General features: G+C 72.7%; 20 protein-coding genes. 12 read left to right on the top strand and 8 right to left on the bottom strand.

Annotated features, from left to right (window positions below; genetic code table 11):
• Window positions 1-64: 64 nt before the first annotated feature.
• From J5X75_RS05655 to J5X75_RS05615, 9 genes are all read left to right on the top strand, one after another.
• Window positions 65-3,532: a PA14 domain-containing protein gene (locus J5X75_RS05655; protein WP_208466226.1), complete on the top strand. Its 3,468-nt coding sequence runs from the start codon at window positions 65-67 to the stop codon at window positions 3,530-3,532.
• On the top strand, window positions 3,532-5,631 hold the full coding sequence (locus J5X75_RS05650; protein ID WP_208466225.1) for a glycosyltransferase: 2,100 nt from the start codon (window positions 3,532-3,534) through the stop codon (window positions 5,629-5,631). The genes J5X75_RS05655 and J5X75_RS05650 overlap by 1 nt, the downstream gene beginning before the upstream one ends.
• Window positions 5,628-7,010, top strand: coding sequence for a glycosyltransferase (locus J5X75_RS05645; protein ID WP_208466224.1), 1,383 nt, complete (start codon window positions 5,628-5,630; stop codon window positions 7,008-7,010). Before J5X75_RS05650 ends, J5X75_RS05645 begins: the two co-directional genes overlap by 4 nt.
• Window positions 7,000-8,556 (top strand): glycosyltransferase family protein, encoded by a 1,557-nt coding sequence (locus J5X75_RS05640; protein WP_208466223.1) that lies wholly within the window; start codon window positions 7,000-7,002, stop codon window positions 8,554-8,556. Before J5X75_RS05645 ends, J5X75_RS05640 begins: the two co-directional genes overlap by 11 nt.
• Window positions 8,557-8,587: 31 nt before the next feature.
• Window positions 8,588-9,580 carry a Ppx/GppA family phosphatase gene (locus J5X75_RS05635; protein ID WP_238487396.1) on the top strand — a complete coding sequence of 331 codons (993 nt, stop codon included), beginning with the start codon at window positions 8,588-8,590 and terminating at the stop codon, window positions 9,578-9,580.
• 75 nt (window positions 9,581-9,655) lie between these two features.
• Complete coding sequence (locus J5X75_RS45310; RefSeq protein ID WP_307797936.1) at window positions 9,656-11,173, top strand: methyl-accepting chemotaxis protein; 1,518 nt, start codon at window positions 9,656-9,658, stop codon at window positions 11,171-11,173.
• 91 nt (window positions 11,174-11,264) lie between these two features.
• Complete coding sequence (locus J5X75_RS05625; RefSeq protein WP_208466222.1) at window positions 11,265-12,383, top strand: WD40/YVTN/BNR-like repeat-containing protein; 1,119 nt, start codon at window positions 11,265-11,267, stop codon at window positions 12,381-12,383.
• Window positions 12,380-12,676: a MoaD/ThiS family protein gene (locus J5X75_RS05620; RefSeq protein WP_208466221.1), complete on the top strand. Its 297-nt coding sequence runs from the start codon at window positions 12,380-12,382 to the stop codon at window positions 12,674-12,676. Before J5X75_RS05625 ends, J5X75_RS05620 begins: the two co-directional genes overlap by 4 nt.
• 52 nt (window positions 12,677-12,728) lie before the next feature.
• Window positions 12,729-13,277, top strand: a complete 549-nt coding sequence (locus J5X75_RS05615) for a TetR/AcrR family transcriptional regulator (protein ID WP_208466220.1) — start codon at window positions 12,729-12,731, stop codon at window positions 13,275-13,277.
• 4 nt (window positions 13,278-13,281) lie between these two features.
• Here the strand turns inward: J5X75_RS05615 and J5X75_RS05610 are convergent, their stop codons facing one another.
• A complete protein-coding gene (locus J5X75_RS05610; RefSeq protein WP_208466219.1) occupies window positions 13,282-14,295 on the bottom strand; it encodes an SDR family NAD(P)-dependent oxidoreductase in 1,014 nt (337 codons plus the stop codon).
• 119 nt (window positions 14,296-14,414) lie between these two features.
• Here J5X75_RS05610 and J5X75_RS05605 point away from each other — a divergent pair, with 119 nt between their 5' ends.
• Window positions 14,415-15,617, top strand: a complete 1,203-nt coding sequence (locus J5X75_RS05605) for a DUF1444 domain-containing protein (RefSeq protein WP_208466218.1) — start codon at window positions 14,415-14,417, stop codon at window positions 15,615-15,617.
• Between the two features lie 87 nt (window positions 15,618-15,704).
• A complete protein-coding gene (locus J5X75_RS05600) occupies window positions 15,705-17,963 on the top strand; it encodes an FdhF/YdeP family oxidoreductase (protein ID WP_208466217.1) in 2,259 nt (752 codons plus the stop codon).
• 3 nt (window positions 17,964-17,966) lie between these two features.
• Here J5X75_RS05600 and J5X75_RS05595 read toward each other — a convergent pair whose 3' ends face one another.
• Window positions 17,967-18,923, bottom strand: a complete 957-nt coding sequence (locus J5X75_RS05595) for a glycosyltransferase family 2 protein (RefSeq protein ID WP_208466216.1) — start codon at window positions 18,921-18,923, stop codon at window positions 17,967-17,969.
• Between the two features lie 297 nt (window positions 18,924-19,220).
• Between J5X75_RS05595 and J5X75_RS05590 the strand changes: the two genes are divergently transcribed.
• Window positions 19,221-19,775: a nucleoside/nucleotide kinase family protein gene (locus tag J5X75_RS05590; protein WP_208466215.1), complete on the top strand. Its 555-nt coding sequence runs from the start codon at window positions 19,221-19,223 to the stop codon at window positions 19,773-19,775.
• Window position 19,776: 1 nt separating this feature from the next.
• Here the strand turns inward: J5X75_RS05590 and J5X75_RS05585 are convergent, their stop codons facing one another.
• From J5X75_RS05585 to J5X75_RS05560, 6 genes are all read right to left on the bottom strand, one after another.
• Entirely contained in the window at window positions 19,777-20,859 is a 1,083-nt protein-coding gene (locus J5X75_RS05585) for a hypothetical protein (RefSeq protein WP_208466214.1), read from the bottom strand.
• Window positions 20,856-21,386 (bottom strand): RNA polymerase sigma factor, encoded by a 531-nt coding sequence (locus J5X75_RS05580; RefSeq protein WP_208466213.1) that lies wholly within the window; start codon window positions 21,384-21,386, stop codon window positions 20,856-20,858. Before J5X75_RS05580 ends, J5X75_RS05585 begins: the two co-directional genes overlap by 4 nt.
• Before the next feature lie 62 nt (window positions 21,387-21,448).
• On the bottom strand, window positions 21,449-22,813 hold the full coding sequence (locus J5X75_RS05575) for a glycosyltransferase family 39 protein (RefSeq protein ID WP_208466212.1): 1,365 nt from the start codon (window positions 22,811-22,813) through the stop codon (window positions 21,449-21,451).
• Between the two features lie 63 nt (window positions 22,814-22,876).
• Window positions 22,877-23,800, bottom strand: a complete 924-nt coding sequence (locus tag J5X75_RS05570) for a PfkB family carbohydrate kinase (protein ID WP_238487394.1) — start codon at window positions 23,798-23,800, stop codon at window positions 22,877-22,879.
• 93 nt (window positions 23,801-23,893) lie between these two features.
• Window positions 23,894-25,063 carry a S8 family peptidase gene (locus tag J5X75_RS05565; RefSeq protein ID WP_208466211.1) on the bottom strand — a complete coding sequence of 390 codons (1,170 nt, stop codon included), beginning with the start codon at window positions 25,061-25,063 and terminating at the stop codon, window positions 23,894-23,896.
• Window positions 25,064-25,209: 146 nt separating this feature from the next.
• Window positions 25,210-26,415, bottom strand: coding sequence for a GAF domain-containing sensor histidine kinase (locus tag J5X75_RS05560; RefSeq protein ID WP_307797934.1), 1,206 nt, complete (start codon window positions 26,413-26,415; stop codon window positions 25,210-25,212).
• Between the last annotated feature and the right edge of the window lie 85 nt (window positions 26,416-26,500).

The following is a 26,500-nucleotide window of genomic DNA, read 5'->3' as shown; positions in this document are numbered from 1 at the left end:
GTGTCATTGCGGTTTCAGCCCGGGGCCCCTGGCCCGCAATGAACGGCCCATAGCTTGGGGCATCGTGAGAGCGCGATCGGTAATGGTCATCGTCGCCGTCCTGACGGTGGTGCTCCTCGGGCCACCGCCGGCGACGGCCGCACCGCCACCGGACTTCCAGACCTCGCTGGTGGTCGGTGGCGACCTCAACGAACCGTCCGGCTTCGAGATCGCCCCGGACGGGCGGATCTTCATCCTGGAGCGGGCCGGGACCGTCAAGATCTTCAAGGACGGGCACCTGCTGGCGACGCCGTTCGCCGTGCTGCCGTCCGAGCCGACCGGCGACCGGGGACTGATCGGCATCGCCTTCGACCCCGGGTTCGGCGTCGCCAACCACTGGGTCTACTTCTATTACACCGGCCTTGACCTGCACAATCGCCTGGTCCGTTTCGACGCCTCGGGTGACGTCGGCACCGACGGGCCGTTCACCATCTTCCGGACCGCATCGCTCTCCCAGCACCTGCACGTCGGCGGCAGCATCCGGTTCGGGCCGGACGGCAAGCTGTACTTCGCGGTCGGCGACAACGGCTACTCCAGCAACGCGCAGATCCTCTCCAACCCGCACGGCAAGATCCTGCGGATCAACCCGGACGGCACCATCCCGGCCGACAACCCCTTCGCCGGGCAGGCGGACAAGGAGCAGGCGATCTGGGCGTACGGGTTCCGCAACCCGTGGCGGTTCCAGTTCGACGGCCTCACCGGGAAGCTCTACGGCGGCGACGTGGGCGACTACACCTGGGAGGAGGTCAACCACATCGTCAAGGGCGGCAACTACGGCTGGCCGCTCAAAGAGGGAATGTGCACCGCGAATTGCGCCGGATTCATCAACCCCATTCATGTGTACGCCCATGACGGTGAAAGCGCCGCGGCCACCGGTGGACCGGTCTACCGCGGATCACTGTTTCCGCCGGAGTATCGGGGCGATCTGTTCTTCGCCGACTACGCCAAGGGCTTCATCCGCCGCGCCGACCTGGACGACGCCGGCAACGCCACGGCGGTGCACGACTTCGACGCGCAGGCCGGCGCGGTCGTCGACCTGAAGGTGGCGCCGGACGGGGACCTCTACTACCTGACCTACATCCCGGGGCGGCTCTACCGGGTCACGTACAGCCTGGGCAACCATTCGCCGACCGCGAACGCCACCGCCGACGTCGACAAGGGACTGGACCCGCTCACGGTCACCTTCTCCAGCGCGGGCAGCACCGACCCGGACGGCGACGAGCTCACCTACGCCTGGGACTTCGGCGACGGCACAAGCAGCACGGCGGCGAACCCGGTGCACGTCTACGACGACGTCGGCGTCTACACCGCGACTCTCACCGTCACCGACAGCGAAGGCCGGACGGGCACGTCCGTACCGTTGATCGTGCAGGTGGGGATCGCGCCGACGGTGACCATCGCGGTGCCGGCGGACGAGTCCACCTACCGGGCCGGGGACGTCGTCACCTACAACGCGTTCGCCCAGGACGCGGCCGGGTTCGACCTGGACGACAACGGCATCCGGACCATCGTGATCCTGCACCACCACACGCACATCCACCCGTTCCTCGGGCCGCTCACCGGACGGGCCGGGCAGTTCACCGTCCCGGACACCGGCGAGTCCTCGGCCGATACCTGGTACGAGATCCGGGTGACGGCCACCGACACCAACGGGCTGAGCACCTCGAAGTCGATCGGGATCCGGCCGGTCACCAGCACGGTCACCGTCGCCACCAGCCCGCCGGGGCTGACCGTCCACCTGGACGGGGTACCGGTGGAGACGCCGCACCAGGTGCTCGGCGTGGAGGGCTTCCAGCGTGAGCTGTACGCCCCGCCCACCGCGGTCGGCGCGGACGGCACGGTCTACCAGTTCCGGGGCTGGTCGGACGGCAAGGCGATCCGGCACACCGTCGCCACCCCGGCGGCGGACACCACCTACACGGCCACCTACGTGCCGTCGCCCGCCTTCACCGCCACCTTCTACGACAACACGAACCTGGCCGGGACCCCGGTGCTGACTCGCGCCGACCCGCGGATCGACTTCGTCTGGGGCGAGGCCGCGCCGGACCCGGCGGTGCCGGCGAACGCGTTCTCCGCCCGGTGGACCAAGAAGCAGCACTTCACCGCCGGCCGCTACCGGTTCACCACGGTCTCCGACGACGGCGTCCGCCTCTACGTCGACCGCCAACTGGTGCTGGACCGATGGCAGGGCCAGTCCGGCACCGCCTTCGACTGGATCGGCGACCTCGGCGAGGGCGTGCACACGATCACCCTCGAGTACTTCGACGAGGGCGGCGACGCGATGGCCACACTGGACTGGGCGGCCTCGATCGACCAGCCGTCCGGCGACTGGACCGCCGAGTACTGGAACACCCCGGGCGCCGGATCGGCCCCGACCGTGCCCACCGCCACGCCCACGCTGACCCGCGCCGAGCCGCACGTCGACCACGACTGGGCGCTCGGTTCCCCCGACCCGGCGATCACCCCGGACCACTTCACCGCCCGCTACCGCCGCACGCTCCACGTCGCCCCGGGTGAGTACGAGTTCACCGCCACCGCCGACGACGGCGTCCGGGTGACCGTGGACGGGCTGCGGATCATCGACGCCTGGGCCGACTCCGGCGCCGCCGCGCACACCGCCACCACCCTGCTCGGCGGCGGCCCGCACACGGTGGTGGTGGAGTACTACGAGAACGGCGGCGACGCGGTCGCGAAGCTCGCCTACCGGCAGACCGCCGACGCGGCCGACCCGCCGGACTGGGACGCCGAGTACTTCCCGACCATGGACCTGACCGGCGAGCCCGCCCTGACCAGGCAGGACACCGCGATCGGCTTCGACTGGGGTGGCGGCTCGCCCGGCCCGGCGCTGCCGGCCGACGGGTTCTCCGCCCGGTGGACCCGCACCGACACGCTCCCGGCGGGCGTCTACCGGTTCGCCGGGCAGAGCGACGACGGCATCCGCGTCTGGCTGGACGGCGTCCCGATCGTCGACCGGTGGGTCAACCAGAACGACACGTTCGGCACCGACCGGCTGGTGCTGTCCGGCACGCACACCATCCGGGTCGAGTACTTCGAGAACGGCGGCGGGGCCGTGGCGAGGTTCGGCTACCAGCGGGTCGGCGACGTCGGGCCGGTCGGCACGTGGAACGCCGAGTACTTCGCGAACCGCACCCTGGACGGCACGCCCGCGGTGACCCGGGCCGACGACGCGGTCGCCTTCGACTGGGGCGACGGCGGCCCCGCCCCCGGGATCCCGGCGGACGGCTTCTCCGCCCGCTGGACCAGGACCGCCGTCTACCCGGCCGGCACCCACCGGTTCGCGGCCACCGGCGACGACGGGATCCGGGTGCTGCTCGACGGCGTCACGGTCGTCGACGGCTGGTCCGATCACGGGCCCACCACCTTCACCGCCGACGTCGAGATCACGGCCGGTGAGCACACCGTCGTCGTCGAGTACTACGAGGCCGGCGGTGGAGCAGTCGCACGATTCACATCCGAGAGGGAGTCCCGGTAATGGCGGACATCGCCCCAGTTCGGCTCGCAGCGCCACCGGCGGTCAGCGTCGTGGTGCCCACCCGCAACGAGGCGGAGAACGTACGGCCCCTGGTCGAGCAGCTGAGAGAGGCGCTCGGCGCAACCCCCGCCGAGATCGTCTTCGTCGACGACAGCGACGACGACACCCCGGCGACCGTCACGGCACTGTCCGAACGGGACCCGGACGGCGTACGCCTGGTGCATCGCGCCGTGGGTGAGCGGACCGGTGGCCTGGGTGGCGCGGTGGCCGCCGGTCTGGCCGCGGCGCGGGCCCCGTGGGTGGTGGTGATGGACGGCGACCTGCAACATCCGCCGGAGACCGTGCCCGCGCTGCTGGCCGCCGGCCGCCGGAACCGGGCCGACGCGGTGGTGGCCAGCCGGTACCGCACCCCCGGCCGGGTGGACGGGCTCTCCGGCGGCTTCCGGCGGCTGGTGTCGCGCGCCTCCGGCACCCTCGCGAAGGTGTTCTTCCCGCGCCGGCTGCGGGCGGTCACCGACCCGATGAGCGGGTTCTTCGCGGTCCGGCGCGAGGCGGTGGACCTGGGCGCGCTGCGGCCGCGCGGCTACAAGATCCTGCTGGAGGTGGTGGTCCGCAGCCGGATGGCCCGGGTCGACGAGGTGCCGTACACGTTCCGGCCGCGGGCCGCCGGCGAGAGCAAGGCGTCCTTCCGGGAGGGGGTCCGCTACCTGCGGCACCTGAGCCTGCTGCGGCTGGCCGCCACCCGGCATCCCGTCTCGCCGCTGGGCCGGATGACCGGGTTCGCGCTGGCCGGCGGGGCCGGGACGGCGGTCAACTCGGCGGCGCTGTGGGCGCTCGGCGAGGTGGCCGGGCTGCCCTACCTGCTGGCCGGGTTCCTGGCCGTGCAGGTGGCGATCGTCTGGAACTTCGCGGTCATCGACAACCTGGTGATGCCGCCCGGCGAACACGCACGCCACCGCCGGTTCGGCCGGTTCCTGCTGTTGAACAACAGCCTCACCCCCGTACATCTGGGGTTGCTCTTCGGTCTGGTGCAGTGGGGTGGCCTGCACTATCTGCCCGCCAACCTGGTGGCCATCGTCGTGGTCTTCACCCTCCGGTACGCGGTGACCAGCCGCTGGGTCTACGGCGCGCCGCCCAGCGGGGTGGTGGGCACGCTGCGCCGGGCCGTGCAGACCCGGTTGCTGCTGGCCGCGCTGCTCACCGCGGTGGCGTTCCCGGCCCTCGTCGCGATCGCCTGGAACGGCCTGTGGACCCGCGGCGACGCGGTGCCGCTGCTGATCCCGGTGGCCGCCGGGGCCGCGCTGGCCGCCCGGCGGATCCGGCCCGGTCTCACCGAGCCGGACGTCCACGACCGGCAGGTGGACGGCCTGCTCGCCGCGGTCCTCCTGACCGCCGCCGGGACGCTGCTGGCGCTGATGCCGTCGCCCGGCTGGCTGGTTCCGGCGGCGCTCGCCTTCCTCGCCGGCTCGGCGATCCTGCTGGTGGGGACGCGTGCCGTGGCCCGGCTGCGGTGGGCGCTGCTGCTGCCGCTGGTGGCGATCGGCGGGGTGATGCCGGCGGTCGACGGCGCGGTCGACGCCGGGCTGCGGGCGGTCGTCACCCTGCTCGGCCGTCCGGCCGGCCCGACCAGCAGCGACGGCGGGCTGGTCACCGCGTATAAGGGCGCCGAGCTGTTGCTGCCCGCGCACCAGTTGCCCGGTCTGGCCCTGGCCGGTGGGATGGTCTGCCTGCTGATCAGCGCTGTGGTGATCTTCGGGTGGCGGGGGCGGGCCGTGCTCCGGGCGGCCGCCGCCTCCACCGTGCTGGCCGCGGTGACCGTCGGCGCGGTCCTGGCCGTGCTGCTGGTGGGCCGGCTCCTCGGCCCCGGCGCGTTCCGGATCGCCCAGCTGCCGGTCTTCGTCGACATCCTGCTGGCCGTCGTCGTGGCGGTCGTCGTGGCCCGCTGGTCGCCGGTGCCGGACCGGGCGCCGGCCCGGGCGGTCCGCCAGCATCTGCCGCGCGGCCGGTTCGTGCTGGTGGCCCTGCTGGCGATGGCCGTTCTGCTGAGCGTGCGGACGCTGCCGCAGATCGAGTGGATCACCGCCGGAGGTGTCCGGTGAACCCGTTCTCCGCGCGTACCGTGCTGTCCCGGGCGCAGCGGGCCGGGCTAGTCGTGGCGCTCGCCCTGATCGCGGCGTGGGCGGTGCTGCGCCCGATGATCGTGGTGCAGACCGTGGTAGCGGTGGTGACCGTGGCCTACGGCGCCGCCATCGTCTTCCGGGTGGTGCTGGTCTGGGCGGCGAGCCGCGGCGAGCACCTGATCCGGGTCACCGACGAGGAGGCCCGCGCGGTCCCCGACCACGAGCTGCCGGTCTACACGGTGCTCGTCCCGGCCTACCGGGAGCCGAGCGTCATCGGGCTGCTCATGTCGCACCTCGGCGCCCTGGAGTACCCGGCCGACCGGCTCGAGGTGATCCTGCTGTTGGAGGAGGACGACCGGGAGACCATCGAGGCCGCCGCGCGGGTGGCGACGGCGCCGCACGTACGCATCCTGGTGGTCCCCGAGTCGCAGCCGAAGACCAAGCCGAAAGCCTGCAACGTGGGCCTGGAACAGGCGACCGGCGAGTTCGTCACGATCTACGACGCCGAGGACGTCCCGGATCCGTTGCAGCTGCGCCGGGCCGTGGTGGCGTTGCGCCGGCTGGGCACCGAGTACGTCTGCCTCCAGGCCGAGCTCGGCTACTTCAACGTCGACCAGAACCGGATCACCCGGTGGTTCGCGCTGGAGTACGCCACCTGGTTCCGCTCCCTGCTGCCCGGCCTGGTGGCGCTGCGGATGCCGATTCCGCTGGGCGGCACGAGCAACCATTTCCGGGCCCGGGAGCTGCGGGACATCGGGGCGTGGGATCCGTACAACGTGACCGAGGACGCCGACCTGGGCATCCGGCTGGCCCGCTCCGGCCGGCGTGTCGGGGTGCTGCACTCGGTCACCCTGGAGGAGGCGAACTCCGATTTCATCAACTGGATCAAGCAGCGCAGCCGCTGGTACAAGGGCTACCTGATGACCTGGCTGGTGCATCTGCGCTCGCCCCGGGCCACGGTCCGGCAGCTGGGCTGGCGCGGCCTGCTCTGCCTCAACCTGTTCGTCGGCGGCACCCCGCTCGCGGCGCTGCTCAACGCGGTCCTGTGGGCCACCACGATCCTCTGGTTCCTGGACCGGCCGCCGGTGATGGAGGAGATCTTCGTGCCGCCGTTCTACTACCTGGGCGTGCTCTGCCTGGTCTTCGGCAACGCCACGGTGATCTACCTGAACGTGCTGTCGGCCCGCACCATGGACCGTCCCGACCTGCTCGGCACGGCCCTGCTGTCGCCCGCCTACTGGGCCATGATGAGCCTGGCCGGGGCCAAGGCCGCGTGGCAGCTGCTGGTCAAGCCGTCCTATTGGGAGAAGACCACGCACGGGCTGCATCTCGCCAAGGAGTCCGCTGATGTCGGTTGACGTTCTCGCGCCCCGGGAGACCCGCCGTGACCGGACCCTGCTCTACGGCCTGGTCTACCTCGCGGTCGCCGTCTGGTTCTGGCACAGCGATCTGGTCCCGGGCGACTCCGCGAGCCGGGTGGCGAACGCCTACTACACGCTGTTCAGCCGCGACCCGCACCTCGCGGCGATCGGCTTCGTCTGGAACCCGCTGCCGTCGCTGATCCTGCTGCCGTTCCTGCCGCTCGGGCTGCTCTTCCCGGCGCTCACCCAGCAGGGCCTGCTGGTGGTGCTCGTCTCGGCGGCGCTGATGACGCTGACCGTGGTGGTGGCGCACGACGTGCTGCGCCGCTCCGGCGTGCCGCGCGTCCCCCGGCTCGCGCTGACCGCCGCGTTCGCCCTGCATCCGATGATCGTCGTCTACTCCGGCAACGGGATGAGCGAGGCCGGTTTCCTGCTCTGCCTCATGCTGGCGGTCCGGGCCCTGCTCATCTGGTTCGAGACCGGCCGGGCCGAGTCGCTGGTCCCGCTGGGCCTGGCGGTCGGCCTCGCCTACGGCGCGCGCTACGAGGCACTCGCCCCGGTCGCCGCGGTCCCGCTGATCGTCTTCCTGACAACCCTGCTGCGTACGCCCGGAGCACGCGACAGGCGCATGGCCCTGGCCCGGACCGACGCCGTGATCGCCGGCCTGCCCGGGGTGCTGGCCGTCCTGCTGTGGGCGCTGGCCGGAAAACTGATCGTGGGCCAGTGGTTCGCCACGTTCTCCAGTGAGTACGGCAACTCGGCCCAGGTGTCCGCGAACGCCGCCGGGATCGGTTCGGTGACCGGCGACGACCTGCCCACCCGGATCGGCTACTGGGCGCAGCAGATGGCCGGCCTGTCGCCGATGTTCCTGGTACTGCTGCTCGCCGCCCTGGCCGCGGCGTGGGCGCGCCGGGATCCACGGGTGCTGGCGGCGGTCACCGTGCTCGGGTCGGTGCTGGCCTTCGACGCGCTGGCGTTCCTGTCCGGCACGTCGTTCGGCTGGCTGCGGTTCCACATCGCGGTGATCCCGCTGTCGGTGCTGCTGGCCGGGCATCTGATCGTCGCGTTCCCGCGCCGGGCGACCGTGGCGACGGCGCTCGTGTGCACGCTGGTGGCCGTCCCGGCGGCGATCGTCACCCTGAACCGGCCGGAGCTGGCCCGCGAGGAGTCGGAGTGGCTCACGGCGGACGGCGCCGCCCGTACCCGTGGACTGGCTCTGGTGAACCGTCAGGTGGCCGCCGACCTGGACGCCATGGGGTTGCCGGACGGCGCGGTCCTCACCGACGCGGCGTACGCGTTCGGGGTGGTCCTGGCCAGCGACCGTCCGAGGCAGTTCGTGATCACCCCGGACCGGGACTTCGCCGCGGTCCTGGCCGACCCGTCCGGTCACGGCGTCCGGTACCTGCTGCTGTCCGCCCGGGGCGCGGCCGACGCGGTCCGCCTCCGGCACTTCGGCCCGGACCCCGCCGCGGTGCCCACCACCGGCGTCCGGACCTGGCACGATCCGGCCGGCGGCCGCCAATGGACCCTCGTGCGGGTGTGAGGAGGACCGCCGGCCGCGAAACAATCCGGCCATGAGCGTGGAGTTTCTGGGTATGCGGCGGCACATGCGGCTGGGGGTGCTCGACGTCGGATCGAATACGGTCAACCTGGTGGTGGCCGACGCGGAGTCGGGGCTGCCGCTGCCGGTGCACACGTGGGAGCGGCGGCCCCGGCTGGCGCACCGGCTGCCGGCCGACGGGACGATCGGCGACGAGGCGATGCAGCGCATGATCGACGCGGTCGGCGAGGCGGCCGGCGAGGCGCACCGGGCCGGGGTGAACCGGATGTTCGCCTACGCCACGGCGGTGGTCCGGGACGCGCCCAACCGCGACGAGGTGCTGGTCGCGGTCGAGAAGGCGACCGGCGTACGCCTGGGGACGCTCTCCGGCATCGAGGACGCCCGGCTCACCTTCCTGGCGGCCCGGCGCTGGCTGGGCTGGCGGGCCGGGCCGATGCTGATGGTCGACATCGGCGGCGGCTGCCTGGAGGTGGCGTTCGGCCGGGACCGGCTGCCCGAGTCGGCGATGTCCCTGCCGCTCGGCGCCGGCCGGCTGACCCGCGAGTTCCTCCGGGACGGCGACCCGCCCTCGCCGCGGGCCGTCGAACGGCTGCGGCGGCATGTGCGGGACCGGTTCGCCGAGGTCGCCGCCCGTACCTCCTGGGAGTCGCCGCGGACCTCGGTGGCCGCATCGAAGACCTTCCAGCAGCTGGCCCGGCTCACCGGGGCGCCGCCGCTGCGGCTCGGCCCCTTCGTGCCGCGTGAGCTCAAGGCCCGGGAGTTGCGGCCCTGGATCAAGCGGCTGGCCGCGATGCCCAGCCCGAAACGGGCCCGGCTGCCCGGCGTGTCGCCGCACCGGGCCCGGCAGATCCTGGCCGGGGCCATCGTGGCGCACGAGGTGATGCGCCGGCTCGGCGTCGGGTCGGTGCGGATCTGCCCGTGGGGCCTGCGTGAGGGCATCCTGCTGCGCGAGCTGGAGGCCCGGCAGGTTCCGCTGGGCAACGCCGCCTGGGTGCCCTGGGACTGAAATATTTGGCCTCAGCGGGGACCGCGATGTGCCGAAACGTCTGGCGATTGATTCCTCGCTCGAAGGAGACAGTGCGTGCGGTTGTTCGGTTCCCGGACCGTGGATGCCGATGTGGCGCGGCCGGCCTCGCGGATCGTCGAGGCGATGGAGCGGCTGGTGCCGGCTCTCGACGACGTGACCGACCCGACCGGTGCCTGGCGGCTCACGCTGGACACCATGGTGGAGTTCTACGGCTTCGGCTACGGGGCGGTGTGGGCCCCGGAGGGGCAGGGCCGGATGCGGCTGGTGTACGAGACCGGGCCGATCCGCGACCGGATGCGGACCGTGCCCCCGCCGGGGCCGGGCGACGACGGGCCGGTCACCCGGGCCGCGCGCGGCCGTACCCCGGTCGTCGAGGAGCCCGCGAAGGGCGGCCCGCGCTCCCGGGCCGCCGCGCAGGCGGGCATGGTGACCGCGGTCGTCCTGCCGGTCGTCGACGGCCAGCGGGTGCCGGCCGTGTTCGAGTGCTACGCGCCGGTGCCGGTCGACGGCCACCGGCAGGAGCTCGCCTCCCTCCTCGGGATCGCCGAGCGGGCCCGGGCCGGCGCCGTCGCCGCGGCCGAGCTGCGGCAGGCGACCGACGACCGGATGGCGGTCACCACGGTCGTCAACCGGGTCGGCACCGCCACCGACAGCGCGTCGGTGATCCGGTCGGCGCTGGACGGGGTCCGGACCGCGTTCGGGTGGGCGTACGGGTCGTATTGGGAGATCGACGCCGAGGCCGACGTGCTCACGTTCGAGATCGAGTCCGGGTCGGCCGGCGACGAGTTCCGCCGGGTCACGCTGGCCGCCACGTTCGCGGAGGGCGTCGGGCTGTCCGGTCGCGCCTGGCGGGCCCGGGATCTGGTGTTCGTCCGGGACCTGGCGGAGCTGACCGACTGCGTCCGGGCGCCCGCCGCGCAGCGGGCCGGCGTCCGTTCCGGGGTGTGTTTCCCGATCGTGAGCGGCGACCGGATCGTCGGCACCATGGACTTCTTCACCACCGAGTACATCGAGCTGTCCGAGTCCCGGGCGGCCGCGCTGCGCAACGTGCAGCAGCTGGTGTCGCAGCGGCTGGACGTGGTCCGCGGCAGCGAGCGGGCCGCCGCCAAGGCCCGCGAGCTGCTGGACACCGTCGGCCGGCTGCGCAACGCCAGCGAGGACGCCACCTCGGTGGCCGAGCAGGCGGTCTCCCGGGCCTCGGCGATGACCGCCGAGGTGGCGGCGCTCGGTCAGGCGTCCAGCGCGATCGGCGACGTCATCAAAATCATCTCGTCGATCGCGGAGCAGACCAATCTGCTGGCGCTCAACGCCACCATCGAGGCGGCCCGGGCCGGCGAGTCCGGCAAGGGTTTCGCCGTGGTCGCCGGTGAGGTCAAGGAGCTGGCCCGGGAGACCGCCGAGGCCACCCAGCGGGTCGCCGACCAGATCGCCGGGATCCAGGCCAGCGCGGAGACGGTCGCCAGCGGCATCCACACCACCAGCGAGACGATCGGGGAGATGGACACCGTGCAGGCCCGGATGAACGACATCCTCGCCGAACAGGCCGAAATGGCCCGCGCGCTACAGGGTTGACCCCGATCGGTCGAACATTCGTCCTAGACTCCCCAGGGTGATGTGACGCGCACCATCATGCGTCTATGGGTCGACAGGAGGGGAGTGGAACATGAGCGGTGTTCGATTGCTGGTCGGGACGCGCAAGGGACTGTTCATCCTGACCTCGGACGGCAGGCGTGCGGACTGGAAGGTGGACGGTCCGCACTTCGCCGGATGGGAGATCTACCACGCCAACGGCTCGCCGGTGGACACCGACCGGCTCTACGTGTCGCAGTCCGGCGGCTGGTTCGGCCAGATCATCCAGCGCTCCGACGACGGCGGCGCCAACTGGGAGACGGTGGACAACGACTTCACCTACGCCGGTGACGTCGGCGACCATCTCTGGTACGACGGGACGCCCCGCCCGTGGGAGTTCAAACGGGTCTGGCACCTGGAGCCGTCCCGCACCGACCCGGACACGGTGTACGCCGGGGTGGAGGACGCCGCCCTCTACAAGAGCACCGACGGCGGCCAGAAATGGGTGGAGCTCAGCGGCCTGCGTACCCACCCGTCGGCGCCCAAGTGGCAGCCCGGCGCCGGCGGGATGTGCCTGCACACGATCCTGCTGGACCCGGTGAACCCGGACCGCATCTACGTGGCGATCTCGGCGGCCGGCGTGTTCCGCAGCGACGACGGTGGCGAGACCTGGCAGCCGATCAACCGGGGGTTGCAGAGCAACATGGAGCTGCCCGACCCGGACGCCGAGGTCGGGCACTGCGTGCACCGGCTGGCCATGCACCCGTCCCGCCCGGACACGCTGTTCATGCAGAAGCACTGGGACGTGATGCGCAGCGACGACGCCGGCGCCAACTGGCGTGAGGTGAGCGGGGACCTGCCGACCGACTTCGGCTTCCCGATCGCGGTGCACGCCCACGAGCCGGAGACGATCTACGTGGTGCCGATCACCAGCGACCAGCAGCACTTCGTGATGGACGGCAGGCTGCGCGTCTACCGCAGCCGGACCGGGGGCGAGCGGTGGGAGGCGCTCACCGCCGGCCTGCCCCAGGAGAACTGCTACGTCAACGTGCTCCGCGACGCGATGGCGGTCGACACGCTCGACTCCTGCGGCATCTACTTCGGCACCAGCGGCGGCCAGGTGTACGCCTCCGCCGACAGCGGCGACACGTGGCGCGCCATCGTCCGTGACCTGCCGCCGGTGCTCTCCGTGGAAGTGCAGGTGCTGCCGTGATCCGTGTCGTCCTCCCGCCCCACCTGCGCACGCTCGCGCACGTGACCGGGGAGGTGCGGGTCGAGGTGTCCGGGGAGGTGACCCAGCGGCACGTGCTGGACGCGGTCGAGGAGCGTTTCCCGATGCTGCGCGGCACCATGCGGGACCGGGCCACCGGCAAGCGGCGGGCGCTGGTGCGCTTCTTCGCCTGTGAGGAGGACCTGTCCAACGAGTCGCCGGACGATCCGCTGCCGGACCGGGTGGTCAAGGGCGAGGAGCCGTTCATGGTGGTCGGCGCGATGGCCGGTGGCTGATCGGCCCGGCCTGCCGGGATCGTCGGTGCTGGTGGCGGCATACGATCGGGGCATGGCCAGGCGTACCGGGGAGGCGACCCGCGAGGAGATCCGCAACGCGGCGACCCGTCTCTTCCGGGAGCGTGGCTTCGCCCGGACGTCGGTGCGCGACATCGCGGCGCAGGCCGCCACCAACCCGGCGCTGGTGATCCGGCACTTCGGCACCAAGGAGCTGCTGTTCCTGGACACCATGCACCTGACGATCGACGACGAGCCGCTGCTCGACGTCCCGCTGGAGCGGTTCGGCGAGCGTTTCATCGAGGTGCTGCTCGCCGACGACGACATTCGCGGCGTCTACCTGGCGCTGGTGCACGGCAGCAACGAGCCGCGGATCCGGGCCCGCCTCCGGGACATCCACGAGCGCACCTTCGTCGGCCCGGTCCGGGCCCGCCTCACCGGCCCGGACGCCGACGTCCGGGCCCGTCTGGCCGCCGCGGTGGTCGGCGGTCTGCTCTACGCCCTCTGGGTGGTGGAGGACGAGCAGTTGGTGACCGCCGGCCGGCCTGTCCTGGTGGCGCGTTACGGCGCGCTGTTGCAGCAGGCCCTGACCCCGCTCGGGTGACCGGCTACTGCACGGACCAGCCGCCGTCGGACGGCAGGATCACGCCGTTGAGGTTCACCCCGTCGTCGCTGAGCAGGAAGGTGATCGACGCGGCCAGGTGCTCGGCCTGCGCCACGCCCGGGATGAGCTGGAGGAACGGGCCGGTCCGCCCGCGCCCGAACGCGGAGGCGCCGGACGGGGCCATGCCGGTCGCCACCCCGCCGGGCGCCACCGCGTTGGTCCGGATGCCCTGCTGCCCGTACATGAAAGCGGTGTTCTTGGTGATGCCGACGACCGCGTGCTTGGACGCCGTGTAGGCGACGCCCGCCGCGTTGCCGCGCAGCGCCGCCTCGGAGGCGACGTTGACGATCGCGCCGCGCCCGGCGGAGAGCATGGCCGGCAGGACCGCGCGGGTGAGGCGGAAGACACCGTCCACGTTGACCGCGAAGACCTTCTCCCAGACGGCGTCGGCGGTCTCGTGGGCCGGGCTGAAGTCGTCGACCACACCGGCGATGTTGGCCAGGCCGTCGATGCGGTCGCCGGCGGCGGCCACGATCCGCTCGATGTCACCGGTCCGGGTGATGTCCCCGGCGACACCGACGAACGACTCGCCCAGTTCGGCCTCGGCCTCCTTGAGTTTGTCGGCGGTGATGTCGACGCCGATGACCCGGCCGCCCTCGCGGACGATGCGCGACGCGGTGGCCCGCCCGATGCCGGAGGCGGCGCCGGTCACGATGACCGTCCGGCCGTCGAAGCGCCCGGCGGTGATCCTCTCCTGCCAGCCGGTGCTCTCGCCGGACTCGGCCGGGGCGACGCCGCCGTTGACCTGGAGCACCAGGTCGTCGACCACCGACTGCGGCATCTTGCCCTGGCTGAGGGCGACCAGCTGCTGGAGCGGGATGCCGCGGACCGGCGCGAGCGAGGAGGCGTCGGCGCCGCCCGCCGCCAGCAGCTCGCCCAGAGCCGGGCCGCCCACCGGGTGGTCGAGCCATTCACCGACGGTGTTCGCCGCGGTCAGGGGCTTCGGCGCGGTCGTCATGGGGTGTTTCCCTTCGGTCATGGGGGAGCGGGGCGGAAGTCAACTTAGTTTACTTCGGCTCTCCCGGCGAGCCCGGACCAGGCGGGATGCGATCGGGCGAAACACGCTACGGTCCACCAATGGGACTGCTGGACAGGTTCGCCGGTTCGCCGCGGCGCCGTTTCGCCCAGCTCGCTCTCCGGGTGGCCCGGCGTACCCCCGGCGTGGAGCGTGCGGTCTACCAGCCGGACGACTTCGCCATCGCGATCCACCGGACCGGCGTGGCCGGCCCGGCCCATCTCTACCTCTCCAACGTCTTCCGGGAGACCGCGGACGCCTCGCCGGCGGAACGCCGGCAACAGCTCGAGCGCCTCATCCGGCTGATCGCGCCGCTTCCGGAGGAGGACTGGGAGGCGGTACGCGCGAAGCTGCGCCCGGTGTTGCGCCCGGTGACGTTCGGCGCGGCCGGGCCGACCGGGATGCGCCCGCCGCTGTCCCGCCCGGCCATGCCCCACCTGCGCGAACTCGTCGTGATCGACACCCCGGAGGCGATGGCGTACGTGTCGCCGGACCGCCTGGAGACGTGGGGCGTACCGGTCGACGAGGTGTTCGCGGTGGCCCGGGAGAACCTGGCCGTCATCGCCCGCGGCGCCCTGGACCGGCCGTGGCGCGACGGCATGGCGATCAGCATCCTCGACGACGGCGACGGCTACTTCACCTCGCTGCTGCTGTCACCGGGCTGGCTGTCCGAGGTGGGGGAGCGGATGGGCGGCCCGGCCCTGGCGTTCGTGCCGGACAGCAACACCCTGCTGGTCACCCCGCTGCCGGACACCGGGGCGGAGCAGATCTACGCCGCCGTGGAGCACTCCTTCGGCGAGGCGGTCCGCTACCTGTCCCCGGTCGGCTACGTGGCCGGGCCGGACGGGCGGTCGGTGCCGTACGCCCCGCCGCCCGGCCACCCGCACCACCGGCCGGCCCGCCGCGCCGACGCGGTGCTGGCGCTGACCGAGTACTCGAACCAGACCGAATGGCTCGCCGACCAGTACGCGAAAGCCGGCGTCGACGTGCACGTGGGCAGCCTGATCGCGGTCGAGCCGTCCGGCGGCGGCCCGGTCGAGACCATCGCCACCTGGACCGACGGCGTCAGTACGCTGCTGCCCCGCGCCGACTCGGTGGCGTTCGCCCGGGCCGGGACCGGCATCGACTTCCGGGTGCCGTGGCGGATCGCCGAACAGGAGGCCGGCCTGTGCCCGGAGCCGCTGCTCGCCCCGGCCCGCTACCGGGTCGAGACGTGGCCGCCCGCCGAGGTGCTGGACGGGCTCCGGCGGCATCGCCTGGACTGAGCATCCTCAGCTTGCCGATCCCGCACGGCGGGGCGCACGGTGGTCGGGGGAGACTGCACCCGAACGTACGGTGAGGGGAAGGGTCCGATGACAGCCTTCGACGAGGAGGAGGCCCACCTGCGGGTGGGACCGCCGGCCGACCACGCGGCCGGGCTCGAGGCCGTGCGCCTGAGCCTGGCGAACGCCGTACGGAAGATGGGTGTGCGCAAGACGGTGCGCAACCTGCGCACCCTGAACCAGCACGACGGCGTCGACTGCATGAGCTGCGCCTGGCCGGACCCGGAAGGCCGCCGGCACACCGCCGAGTTCTGTGAGAACGGGGCGAAGGCGGTCGCCTGGGAGGGCCAGCGGGACACCGTCGGGCCGGAGTTCTTCGCCGCCCACGGACTCGCCGACCTGGCCGAACGGACCGATCACTGGCTGGAGAAACAGGGCCGGCTCACCCACCCGATGGTCCGGCGCGACGGCGGCACCCACTACGAGCCGATCTCCTGGGACGACGCGTTCGCCCTGATCGGCTCCTTCTTGAAGAACCTGGACAGCCCGGACGAGGCGGCCTTCTACACCTCCGGGCGGGCCAGCAACGAGGCCGCGTTCGTCTACCAGCTGCTGGCCCGGGCACTCGGCACCAACAACCTGCCGGACTGCTCCAACATGTGCCACGAGTCGACCGGCACCGCCCTGATGCGCACCATCGGCATGGGCAAGGGCTCGGTCACCCTGGAGGACCTGCACCAGGCCGACCTGATCGTGGTCTCCGGGCAGAACCCGGGCACCAACCACCCGCGCATGCTGACCGCCCTGGAGATCGCCAAACGGGACGGCGCGAAGATCCTGGCGATCAACCCGCTGCCGGAGGCCGGGCTGATCCGCTTCGACAACCCGCAGAAGGTGCGTGGCCTGGCCGGGAAGGGCACCGCGCTGGCCGACCGGCTGCTGCGGATCCGCTCCAACGGCGACCTGGCCCTCTGGCAGGCCATCGGCCACCTGCTGCTCCTCAAGGGTGTCGCCGACCGGGAGTTCATCGCCTCGTCCACGGTCGGGTTCGACGCCTGGGCCGAGCACGTCGCCGGCATCGACCGGGACACCGTGCTCGCCGCGACCGGGCTGAGCTGGGAGGAGATCGAGGCCGCCGCCGACATGCTGGCCTCGGCGAAACGGATCGTGCACTGCTGGGCGATGGGCATCACCCAGCACCGCAATGCCGTCGCCACGATCAAGGAGTTCGTCAACGTCGCCCTGCTCCAGGGCATGATCGGCAAGCCGGGGGCCGGGCTCTGCCCGGTCCGCGGGCACTCCAACGTGCAGGGCGACCGGAGCATGGGCATCTGGGAGAAGCCGCCCGCGGTGTTCCTGGACCGGCTGCGCGACGAGTTCGGCTTCGAGCCGCCGCGCGCGCACGGCCACGACGCCGTCGACACGGTCCGCGCCTTCCGGGACGGGCATGCCACGGTGTTCGTCGCCCTGGGCGGCAACTTCGTGGGCGCCATGTCCGACACCGAGGTCACCGCCGCGGCGATGCGGAACGCCGCACTGACCGTGCAGATCTCCACCAAACTCAACCGCAGCCACGTCGAGGCCGGGCGGACCGCGCTGATCCTGCCGACGCTGGGGCGTACCGAGCAGGATCTGACCGGCGGCCGGGTGCAGCGGATCACCGTGGAGGACTCGATGTCGGCGGTGCACGCCTCCCGGGGCCGGTCCGCTCCGGTGGGACCGCTGCTGCGCTCCGAGGTGGACATCGTCTGCGGCATCGCGGCCGCCGCCCTCGGTGACCGGCACGACATCCCGTGGGCCGCGTTCGCCGCCGACTACGAGCGGATCCGGGAGCGGATCGGCCGGGTGGTGCCGGGCTGCGACGACTACGCCGCGAAGATCCGCGACGGCGGGTTCACCATGCCGCACCCGCCGCGGGACTCGCGCACCTTCCCGACACCCGAGGGGAAGGCGGTCTTCACGGTCAGCCCGGTCGAGGTGATGACCGTGCCGGAAGGCCGGCTCGTGCTCCAGACGCTGCGCAGCCACGACCAGTTCAACACCACGATCTACGGGCTGGACGACCGGTACCGGGGGATCAGCCGGGGCCGCCGGGTGGTGTTCATCAGCGACGCCGACCTCACCGAGCTCGGGTTCGCCGACGGCGACGTGGTGGACCTGGTCTCCGAGTGGGCCGACGGCGTCGAGCGGCGGGCCGAACGGTTCCGGCTGGTCGCCTACGACACCCCGAAAGGCTGCGTGGCCGCCTACTACCCGGAGACGAATCCGCTGGTCCCGCTCGACTCGCAGGCCGAGGAGAGCGGGACGCCCACGTCGAAATGGGTGCAGGTCCGTCTGGAACGGATCTAGACGTCAGTCGGTGGTGGCCGGGCTGCTCTCGAGGAGCCCGGCCAGCGTCTCCACCCCACCACCCCAGGCGGCCGCCAGAACGGCGGCGACCACGGCCATCGCCTGGAGCGCGTGCGCGGCCCCGCGGCCGGTCATCGCCCGCGTCAGGTTGCGGCCCACGGCGCGCGGCAGCGTACGCCGCAGGTAGTCCTTCTCCGCGCCGAGCTCCTGGTCCTTCGGCATCAGCCCGGACATCTGCACCTTGCCGCGGCCCTCGGCGTAGCAGCGCCGGATCAGGAAACCGAACGTCGACCGGTCGGCCGGCACCTCGTGGTCGATGGTGGCGTGCGGCACGTACATCCACCGGCCGCCGGCCGCCGCGCTCATCCGCAGGCACAGCTCGGTGTCCTCGGGCCGGTTCTGGTCGCCCAGCTTGCCGAACCCGGTCCGGAAGCCGCCGACCGCCAGGAACGCGTCCCGCCGCACGATCATGTTCGCGGACCAGACGTTGCGGATCGGCGCGGTCCTCGTCGGCATCCCGGTGTAGGAGACCCCGACCGTCCAGAGCAGCTCGTCCGGCATCCACGACGGGCGCGGTCCGGCCCAGGCCGGGATGATGCCGCCGCCGGTGCCGACCACCGTCGGGTCGGCGAACGGGGCCAACTGGTGGGCCAGCCAGTCCGAGCTGGCCACCGTGTCGTCGTCGAGGAACGCGATGAACGGGGTACGGGTGTGGAAGGCCCCGGTGTTGCGGTTGCCGGAGGCGCCCCGCGCGTACGCGTTCTCCAGCACGGTCGTCCCGGGGAACGTGAGCTTCACCCGGTCCGCCATCTCCGGGTTGTGGTCGACGACCACCACGACCTCGGCCGCCGGGTACGTCTGCGCCTGAGCGGAGGCGATCGTACGGCTGAGCGAGGCCCACCGCTTCTCGCTGTGTGTCGGGATGACGATGCTGACGTCGGAACTGCTGTTGGGCTCCAAGCCGTTTGCTCCTGGGCGACGGTGCATGACGCGGTGGGGGGCGCGATGTGCGTACGGGTGCGGACGAGGGGGAAGGGGATCCGGAAGGCAGCATCCTACGGGTAAAAGGCGAACCGATTACACATAGGTGACGGGGGTGGTCGAGGGTGATGCCCGGAGCCGCGCAGGCCGGTGACCAGAGCTTTCCCGAGAATCCTGTGGTGAGCCTGTGGATCTTCGGGACCTGAGGGAAACGCGATGTGAGCCCGGTCGCTCCCGTCGCCCGGGCGGGTCCGGAACGAAATAGGATGATCACCCATGGCGGCGGCGAAAACGGATGCGGCCGAGCGCGTGGTCGCGTGGGCGGCGGCCCGGCGCCCACCCATCGGGGACCGTCGGGTCCTCGCGATAGAAGGCCGTTCCGGATCAGGCAAGACCACCCTCGCGGCGGCCCTCGCCGACCGGACGGGGGCGCCGGCCATCCACATGGATGATCTCTACACCGGGTGGGACGGGCTCCGCCCCGGCGTCACCGCCCTGCGCGAGTGGATCCTCGAGCCGCTCGCCGCCGGGAAGCCGGCCGTGTGGCGGCGCTGGGACTGGACCGCCGGCGCCTACGCGGAGGAGCACCGGGTGCCGCCGGGCGGGTGGCTGATCGTCGAAGGGGTCGGCACGGGGGCGCGGGTGCTCACCCCGTACCTCGTCGGTCTGGTCTGGCTGGAATGCCCCACCGCGGAGCGTAAGCGGCGCGCGCTCGCCCGGGACGGCGCCACCTATGCCCCGCACTGGGACCGGTGGGCCGCGCAGGAGGCCGCCTTCCACGCCGCCGAACAGGTCCGCGACCGCGCGGACCTGCTCATCGAGACGTGCTGACTCACTCCTTCATGGCGTACTCGTCCAGGCGTGGATCGTCGGCCGGGAGCTGACGCAGGCCGGCCAGCAGGGCGCGGACGGCGGCCGCGTCGACGCGGACCTCGGTGTCGGCCCACGTGCCGGGCCGCACCTCGTAGGAGAGGCCCGCCTTCCCGTCGATCAGGGTGTGGCCGTCCAGCGACTCCAGCCGCATGCCCGTCCTCAGATCGGCGGCGAGCGGCTCCGGGCGGCCGCTGCGGACGTTGACGATCCAGTCCCCGTGGCCGTCGGTGAGGCGGATGTACCAGTCCTCGGTGGGGATCTCGGCCGGATAGCGCGGTCCGGTGCGCTGATGCAGCACCCGCAGCCCGCGGACCTGCCCGCCGGACCAGATCACCTGGTCGCCGTCGGTGCGGACGGCGGCCATGATCTCCCGGGCGTGCTCCAGGGGATAGCCGGAGACGGTCGCCTGCCAGTACTTGCCGCGCTCGTCGGACCACACCCACGAGATCGAGTCCCGCCAGTCGTAGCGCACCGCCGGGCGGCCGTCGAGCGTGTCGTCGGTGCGGACCGGCTTCGGGTTCGTCTCGACACCGCCCTCCTCGAAGGAGACCCGGTCGACCGGGCCGTTCACCCACACGCCGCCCCGCATCACGCCGCCCTCGTCGAGGTCGGCGGCCATCAGGGACGGCACGGTGCATGCGGCCGGCCACGTGGAGGAGCGGGCGAAGACGTCCACCAGCCGCCAACCCGCCGGGATCACGGTGGGGAACAGGCGGACCCTCGCCCGGTCGGGGCGGATCGGCTCGGCGTGCCCCTCGAGGGTGGATCCGCAGACGAGGGAGCCGTCCACGGCGATCGCCGCGGAGACCAGGGGATCGGACGTCCCCAGCCGGGTCCCGGCGACCGCCACCACCACGGCGACGCTGGTCAGCCCGGCCAGCACGGCGAGACGGCGGCCGTGCCGGAACGGCCGGGAACGGACGGCGACCGTGTGCCGCCGAGTGTCGACGGCGGCGCGGATCGAGGCGAGCCGCTCGGCGTCACCGGGTTCGGCGCCCGTCACCGGATTCGTGGCGAGCAGGGCGGACGGTAGACGGGTCATCGCAGGCCTCCCGGAACGGTGGCGGGCAGGACGGTCGGGCCGGTGTCGCCGGCCGGCTCGCGCAGGGCGGCTTCCAGACGGCGGCGGGCACGATGCAGGCGTACGGCCAGCGTGCCCCGGGAGCATCCCAGTGCGGCCGCCGCCTCGGGCCGGGTCAGCCCGTCCCAGGCGAGCAGCATCAGCAGCTCCCGGTCGTCGGCGGGCAGCCGGTCCAGAGCTCGGCCGACCAGGCCGGACGGATCCCCGGCGGCGGGTGCCGGCTGGGCGGCGAGCCGGTCGTGCAGGGCCTCCCGCCGGTGCTCGGACCGGCGGATGTTGGCGCTCACCCGCCGGGCCACCCCGAACAGCCACGGCCGGGCCGCCTCCGGGATCTCGCGGAGCCGCCGCCACGCCACCACGAACGTCTCGGCGACCACCTCGTCGGCCTGGTCGCCGTCGACCCGGCGGCGCGCGTAGGCCAGCACGGCCGCGGCGTGGTCGCGCCACAGCCGGTCGAATCTCTCCTCGTCGGGCGCGTCGTCGCCCACTCCTGCCTCCCCGGTCGTCGGTGGCTCTCCACCTCCGAAGGTGTCCGGCAGGCGGCGGAAGATTACCGGCGTTCCATCAGCGTGATGCCGAGCAGCGGGTAGCTCCATCGCCGGGCGATCCGGTAGCCGTCGCCGATCCGGTTCCGTTTGGCGGGGGACATGTCCCGCAACGGGTCGGCCGGGCTGTCCACCCGGATCACCCAGATGCGGTCGGGGGCGCCGAGGCAGGCGGCGTCCGGGCACTCCCGGGCGGCGAGCCCCCCGGTCAGCCGCTGGCCGGTGGTGGCGAGCACGTCCGGCGGGCGCGGGGCGGGCAGGTAGCGCTGGTAGAGGTCGCGGGGCGCCCAGCCGATGCTGTGGTGCGCGTCGGGGAAGACGGCCACGTCGCCGGGGCGGTAGAGGGGGCGGATCACCGCGGCGATGCGGGTGGAGTCCTGGCCGTGACCGGCCGGTTCGCGGATGTCCAGGTGGGCCGGGTAGGCGAGGAACGCGGTCAGCGCCACGATCGCGGGCAGGTGCGTGCGGGCGGCCCACGCGGCGAGCACCACCAGGGCGGGGATGGTGATCAGCACGTATCGGGCCACCCAGACCGGGGTGCACAGTCCGGCGGCCAGCAGCAGCACGATCGGGACGAAGGCGGCACCGGCCAGGGCCCGGCCGGCGCCCGATCCCAGGACCGCCAGTCCCAGGATCAGGCCGCCCACCACGGCCGAGGCGAACAGCTGTTGCGGAAGGTTGCGCACGGTCTGCGTGCCGACCAGCGCGATCCAGGAGATCTGCGCGGACTGTCCGGCGGCAAGCAGGCAGAGGGCCAGCGCCGGAAGGCTCCCGGCCAGCGCGGCGGGTAGCCACAGCCGCGGCAGGCGCCACCCGGCCAGGGCGTGCCCGGCGATCATGAGCAGGCCGCTGAGCGGATGGCACAGGCCGGTCGCCGCGACGGCCGCCGCATAGAGCGCGGCCCGCCCGGCCGCCGGTCGCTCCAGCAGGCGGACCAGTGCCAGCAGGGCGAGCGCCGCGCCGAGCACGGCGAGCGCGTAGGGGCGGGCCTCCTGCGCGTACCGGGAGGTGACCGGCAGGATCGCGAAGAGCAGCCCGGCGCCGAGCCCGGCCGGGTTTCCGCCGGCCCGGCGGCCGAGCGCCACCACCACCAGGGTGGCCAGGATCATGGCGAGCAGCGAGGGGAGGCGCAGGGCCGCCGTGCCGGTTCCGGCAATCGCGGCGAAAACCTTCAAACCCGCATAGTACGGCGTGAGCACCACGTCAACCGCATCGGCGAGCCGCCACAGCCGTTCCCAGCTCAGCCGGACCGCTCCCCAGGTGGCCAGCTCGTCCGCCCAGAGTGCCGCCCCGGTCAGCCGCCAGCCGCCGAGCACCGCCGTGACCACCGCCGGAAGGGCCCACACCAGCGGGGTCGTCACGCGTTTCACCGGACGACCCTAGGGGCGCCCGTTCGGCGGCACGACGATCGCCGCCCGAACAGTCCGTGAACGTCAGGTGGGCGCCGGCGTGAACTCGACCCGCCGGGCCAGTTCGGTGATCGCCTCGCGGCGGCCGGTGCCGAGGCCGTGCCGGGTGACGTTGAGCGCCCCGGCCGCCGCCCCGGTACGCACCGCCTCGTACAGGTCCCCGCCGCCGGCCAGCACCGTCGCCACCCCGGCGGTCATCGAGTCGCCGGCCCCGCGATGGTCCACCACCTGGAGGGCCGGCAGTTCGACGAGCAGCGGATCGTCGTCCAGCAGGGCGATCCCGGGCCGGTCGGCACGGCTGATCAGCACCGCCCGGGCGCCCCGGCGCCGTAGCTCGCGGGCGGCCGCCACCATCGCCTTGTCGCCGTCGTCGTCGGCCCATCCGCCGGCGAGCAGCTCCTCGTGGCTGACCTTCAGGAAGCCGACACCGCCGTTCAGCACCGCGGTCAGGTTCTCGCCGGACAGGTCGGCGATCACCGTGCCGCCGTGCGTGCCCAGGTCGGCGGCGAGCCTCCGGTACACGTCCGGCGGCACCACCTCGGGGGCGGCCGGGCCGCTGAGCAGGCTGACGTCGGCGAGCAGCCCGGCGGCCAGGGTGGTGCTGTACAGCTCGTCGAGGTCGTGCCGGCCGAGCGGGGCGCCGGCGTACTCGGCCACCGTGTCCCGGGAGCCGCCCCGACGGTCGTGCACGTACCAGCCGCTGCCCCCGCTGCGGCGCACCGTCCGTACCTCCATGGTCTCGTGGCCCATGAGGGCCGCGACCACCTCGCCGATCTCGCCGCCCACCGCCGCGCAGAGGGTGACGCCGGCGCCCAGCCCGGCACACATCCGGGCCTGCCAGACGCCCTGCCCGCCGGGGTGCACGTGCAGTTCCGGACCGTGGTCGGACGGCTGCTCGACCGTGACGGTGAGCTGCGGCACCGGTGCGAAGACCATGACTGCGGGCATCCCCGTCGCGTACCCGCGACCCTGCCGGTCAACCCTGCCGGGCGCGGTCACGGGGAACGGCGGGGGACGGGGGTCCCCCGCCGTTCGGCGGATCTACTGGACGACGAAGAGCAGGCGGTTCGGGGAGCTGGTTCCGGGGCTGGTGACCACGTTCGGGGTGGCGTTGGTGGTCAGCGCCGAGGAGACCTGGGCCGGGGTGTAGCCCGGGTTGCGGGACAGCACGAGGGCCGCCGCGCCGGCCACGTGCGGCGACGCCATCGAGGTGCCGCTGATCGTGTTGGTGGCCGTGGTGCTGGTGTACCAGGACGAGATGATCGACGAACCGGGCGCGAAGATGTCCAGGCAGCTGCCGTAGTTGGAGTAGCTGGCCCGGGCGTCGGTGCTGGTGGTGGCGCCGACCGTGATGGCGGTGGGTACCCGGGCCGGCGAGTAGTTGCAGGCGTTCGCGTTCGAGTTGCCGGCCGCGACGGCGTAGGTGATGCCGGCCGCGATGGAGTTGCGCACCGCCGTGTCGATGGAGGTGCTGGCGCCGCCGCCGAGGCTCATGTTGGCGACCGCCGGCTTGACCGCGTTGCTGGTCACCCAGTTGACGCCGGCGATGACCCCGGCCGTGGTCCCGGAGCCGGAGCAGTTGAGCACCCGTACGCCGACCAGCTTGACCGCCTTGGCCACGCCGTACGTGCTGCCGCCGACCGTGCCGGCGACGTGGGTGCCGTGCCCGTTGCAGTCGACCGCGCCGCTGCCGACGGCGTCGTAGCCGGCCGTGGCCCGCCCGCCGAACTGGCTGTGGCTGTAGAGGATGCCGGTGTCGATGATGTAGGCGGTCACGTTGGAGGCGGTGACCGGGTAGGTGTAGGTGGTGCTCAGCGGCCGTGCCCGCTGGTCGATGCGGTCCAGGCCCCAGGGCGCGTTGTTCTGGGTGGCGGCCAGCGAGACCACCTGGTTCTGCTCGACGTAGGCCACCTTGGCGTTCGCCGCCAGCCGCTTGGCCTGGGCCTCGGTGAGGCTGGCCTCGTAGCCGTTGAGCGCCTTGCCGAAGCTGCGTTTCACGGTGCCGCCGTACGACCTGGTCAGCCCGGATTCCACCGCACCGGACTTGAGCACCACGATGTAGCTGCCGGGGATCGCGTCGGCGGTGCCGGCCAGCCGGATGGTTCCGGTTGCCGGTGCCGCGGCGGCCGGGGTTCCGGTCGCCACGACCGCTGTCGCCAGTGCGAACAGACCAGCGGCCAGGATGCGGCCGCCACTGCGTCGAATCGCCATGATCTTCCTCTCTCGCGCGCGCCGGCGGCGAGCAACCGAGGGATCGATGCCCATCGCTCGACTTCTTCGGTGAGCGTAAGGGCGTCAGGCGTTCACACCTAGATATTGAAATGTATATATCTTGTTGCCGTGTCGGCCGGGCGCCCTCAGGCGGCGACGGCGGGCAGCGTGATCCGGACGACCGTGCCGGACGGCGTGCCGGTCACGGTCAGCGTGCCGCGATGCGACTCGACGATGTTGCGGGCGATCGTCAGACCCAGACCCACACCGGGTACGGCCTGGTCGCGGGCGTGGCGGCCGCGATAGAAGCGGTCGAAGACGTACGGCAGCTCGTGCTCCGGGATGCCGACGCCGGTGTCGGCGACCTCGACGTACGGCTGTGGCGTGGTGCCGGTCCGGACCGTGATCTCCCGGTCCGCCGGGGTGAACAGCAGGGCGTTGCGCAGCACCTGGGTGATCGCGTCGGCCAGCCGGGGCAGGTCGGCCCGGACCGGTACGGCCGCGCCGGGCTGCAACCGCGGCGGCTCGGCGCGCAGCGTGATCAGTGACCGGCAGGACTGGAGCGCGGCCTGCACCACGGTGTCCAGCTCGACCCGGCCGACCGGCGGCGGCAGCGGCGCCTCCCCGGGCCGGGTGCCGGCCAGCAGGTGGTCGACCATGCGCACCAGGCGCTCGCCGTTGCGGTGGATCGGTTCGATCAGCCTGCGGTAGGCGGCCAGCTCGTCCTGGTCGCCGAGGATCTCCAGGTAGCCCTGGATGGAGGCGACCGGCGTACGCAGCTCGTGGCTGATCGCCGCGACCAGGTCGTCCTCGCGCTGCACGACCCTGGACAGTTCGTCGCCCAGATCCGCCATCCGGATCCGGTCGCGTATCGAGGTCAGGTGGACCGCCGCCTGCCCGGCGAAGGTGACCAGGTCCCGCACCTGGCGGTCGTGGATGACGCGCGGCTTGTCGTCGATGACGCACATGACGCCGAGCGCGTGCCCGTCCTCGTCGATGATCGGCGCGCCGGCGTAGAAGCGGATGTTCGGCGCCCCGGTCACGATGGGCACGTCCGCGAAGCGGGGGTCGAGGGTGGCGTTCGGCACGACCAGCGGCGTGCGGGCCGGGATCACGTGCTTGCAGAACGACAGGTCCAGCGACGTCTGCTCGTCGGCCAGGCCGACGCTGCCGGCGAACCACTGCCGGTCCCGGTCGACCAGCGAGACGGCGGCCATCGGGGTGTCGAACATCGATGCGGCCAGCCGGGTGAGGTCGTCCAGCACGGCGGGACGGGGCCGGTCCAGCACGCCGTACGACCGCAGCGCGGCCAGCCTGGCCTGTTCGTCCTCGACGGGGGTTTCGTGGCGCACGCCTGCAAATTCGGCGATGGGTCGTCGAAGCTGAGCGGAATCACCTTCCGGGCGTCCGCGCCGCCGTGTGCGCCATCAGGGCGGT

Origin of the sequence: Actinoplanes flavus, from assembly GCF_017592555.1 — a bacterium.
Classification (GTDB): Bacteria; Actinomycetota; Actinomycetes; order Mycobacteriales; family Micromonosporaceae; genus Actinoplanes; species Actinoplanes flavus.
Note: the sequence above shows the minus strand (reverse complement) of the source record. Positions and strands in the feature narration are given on the sequence as shown.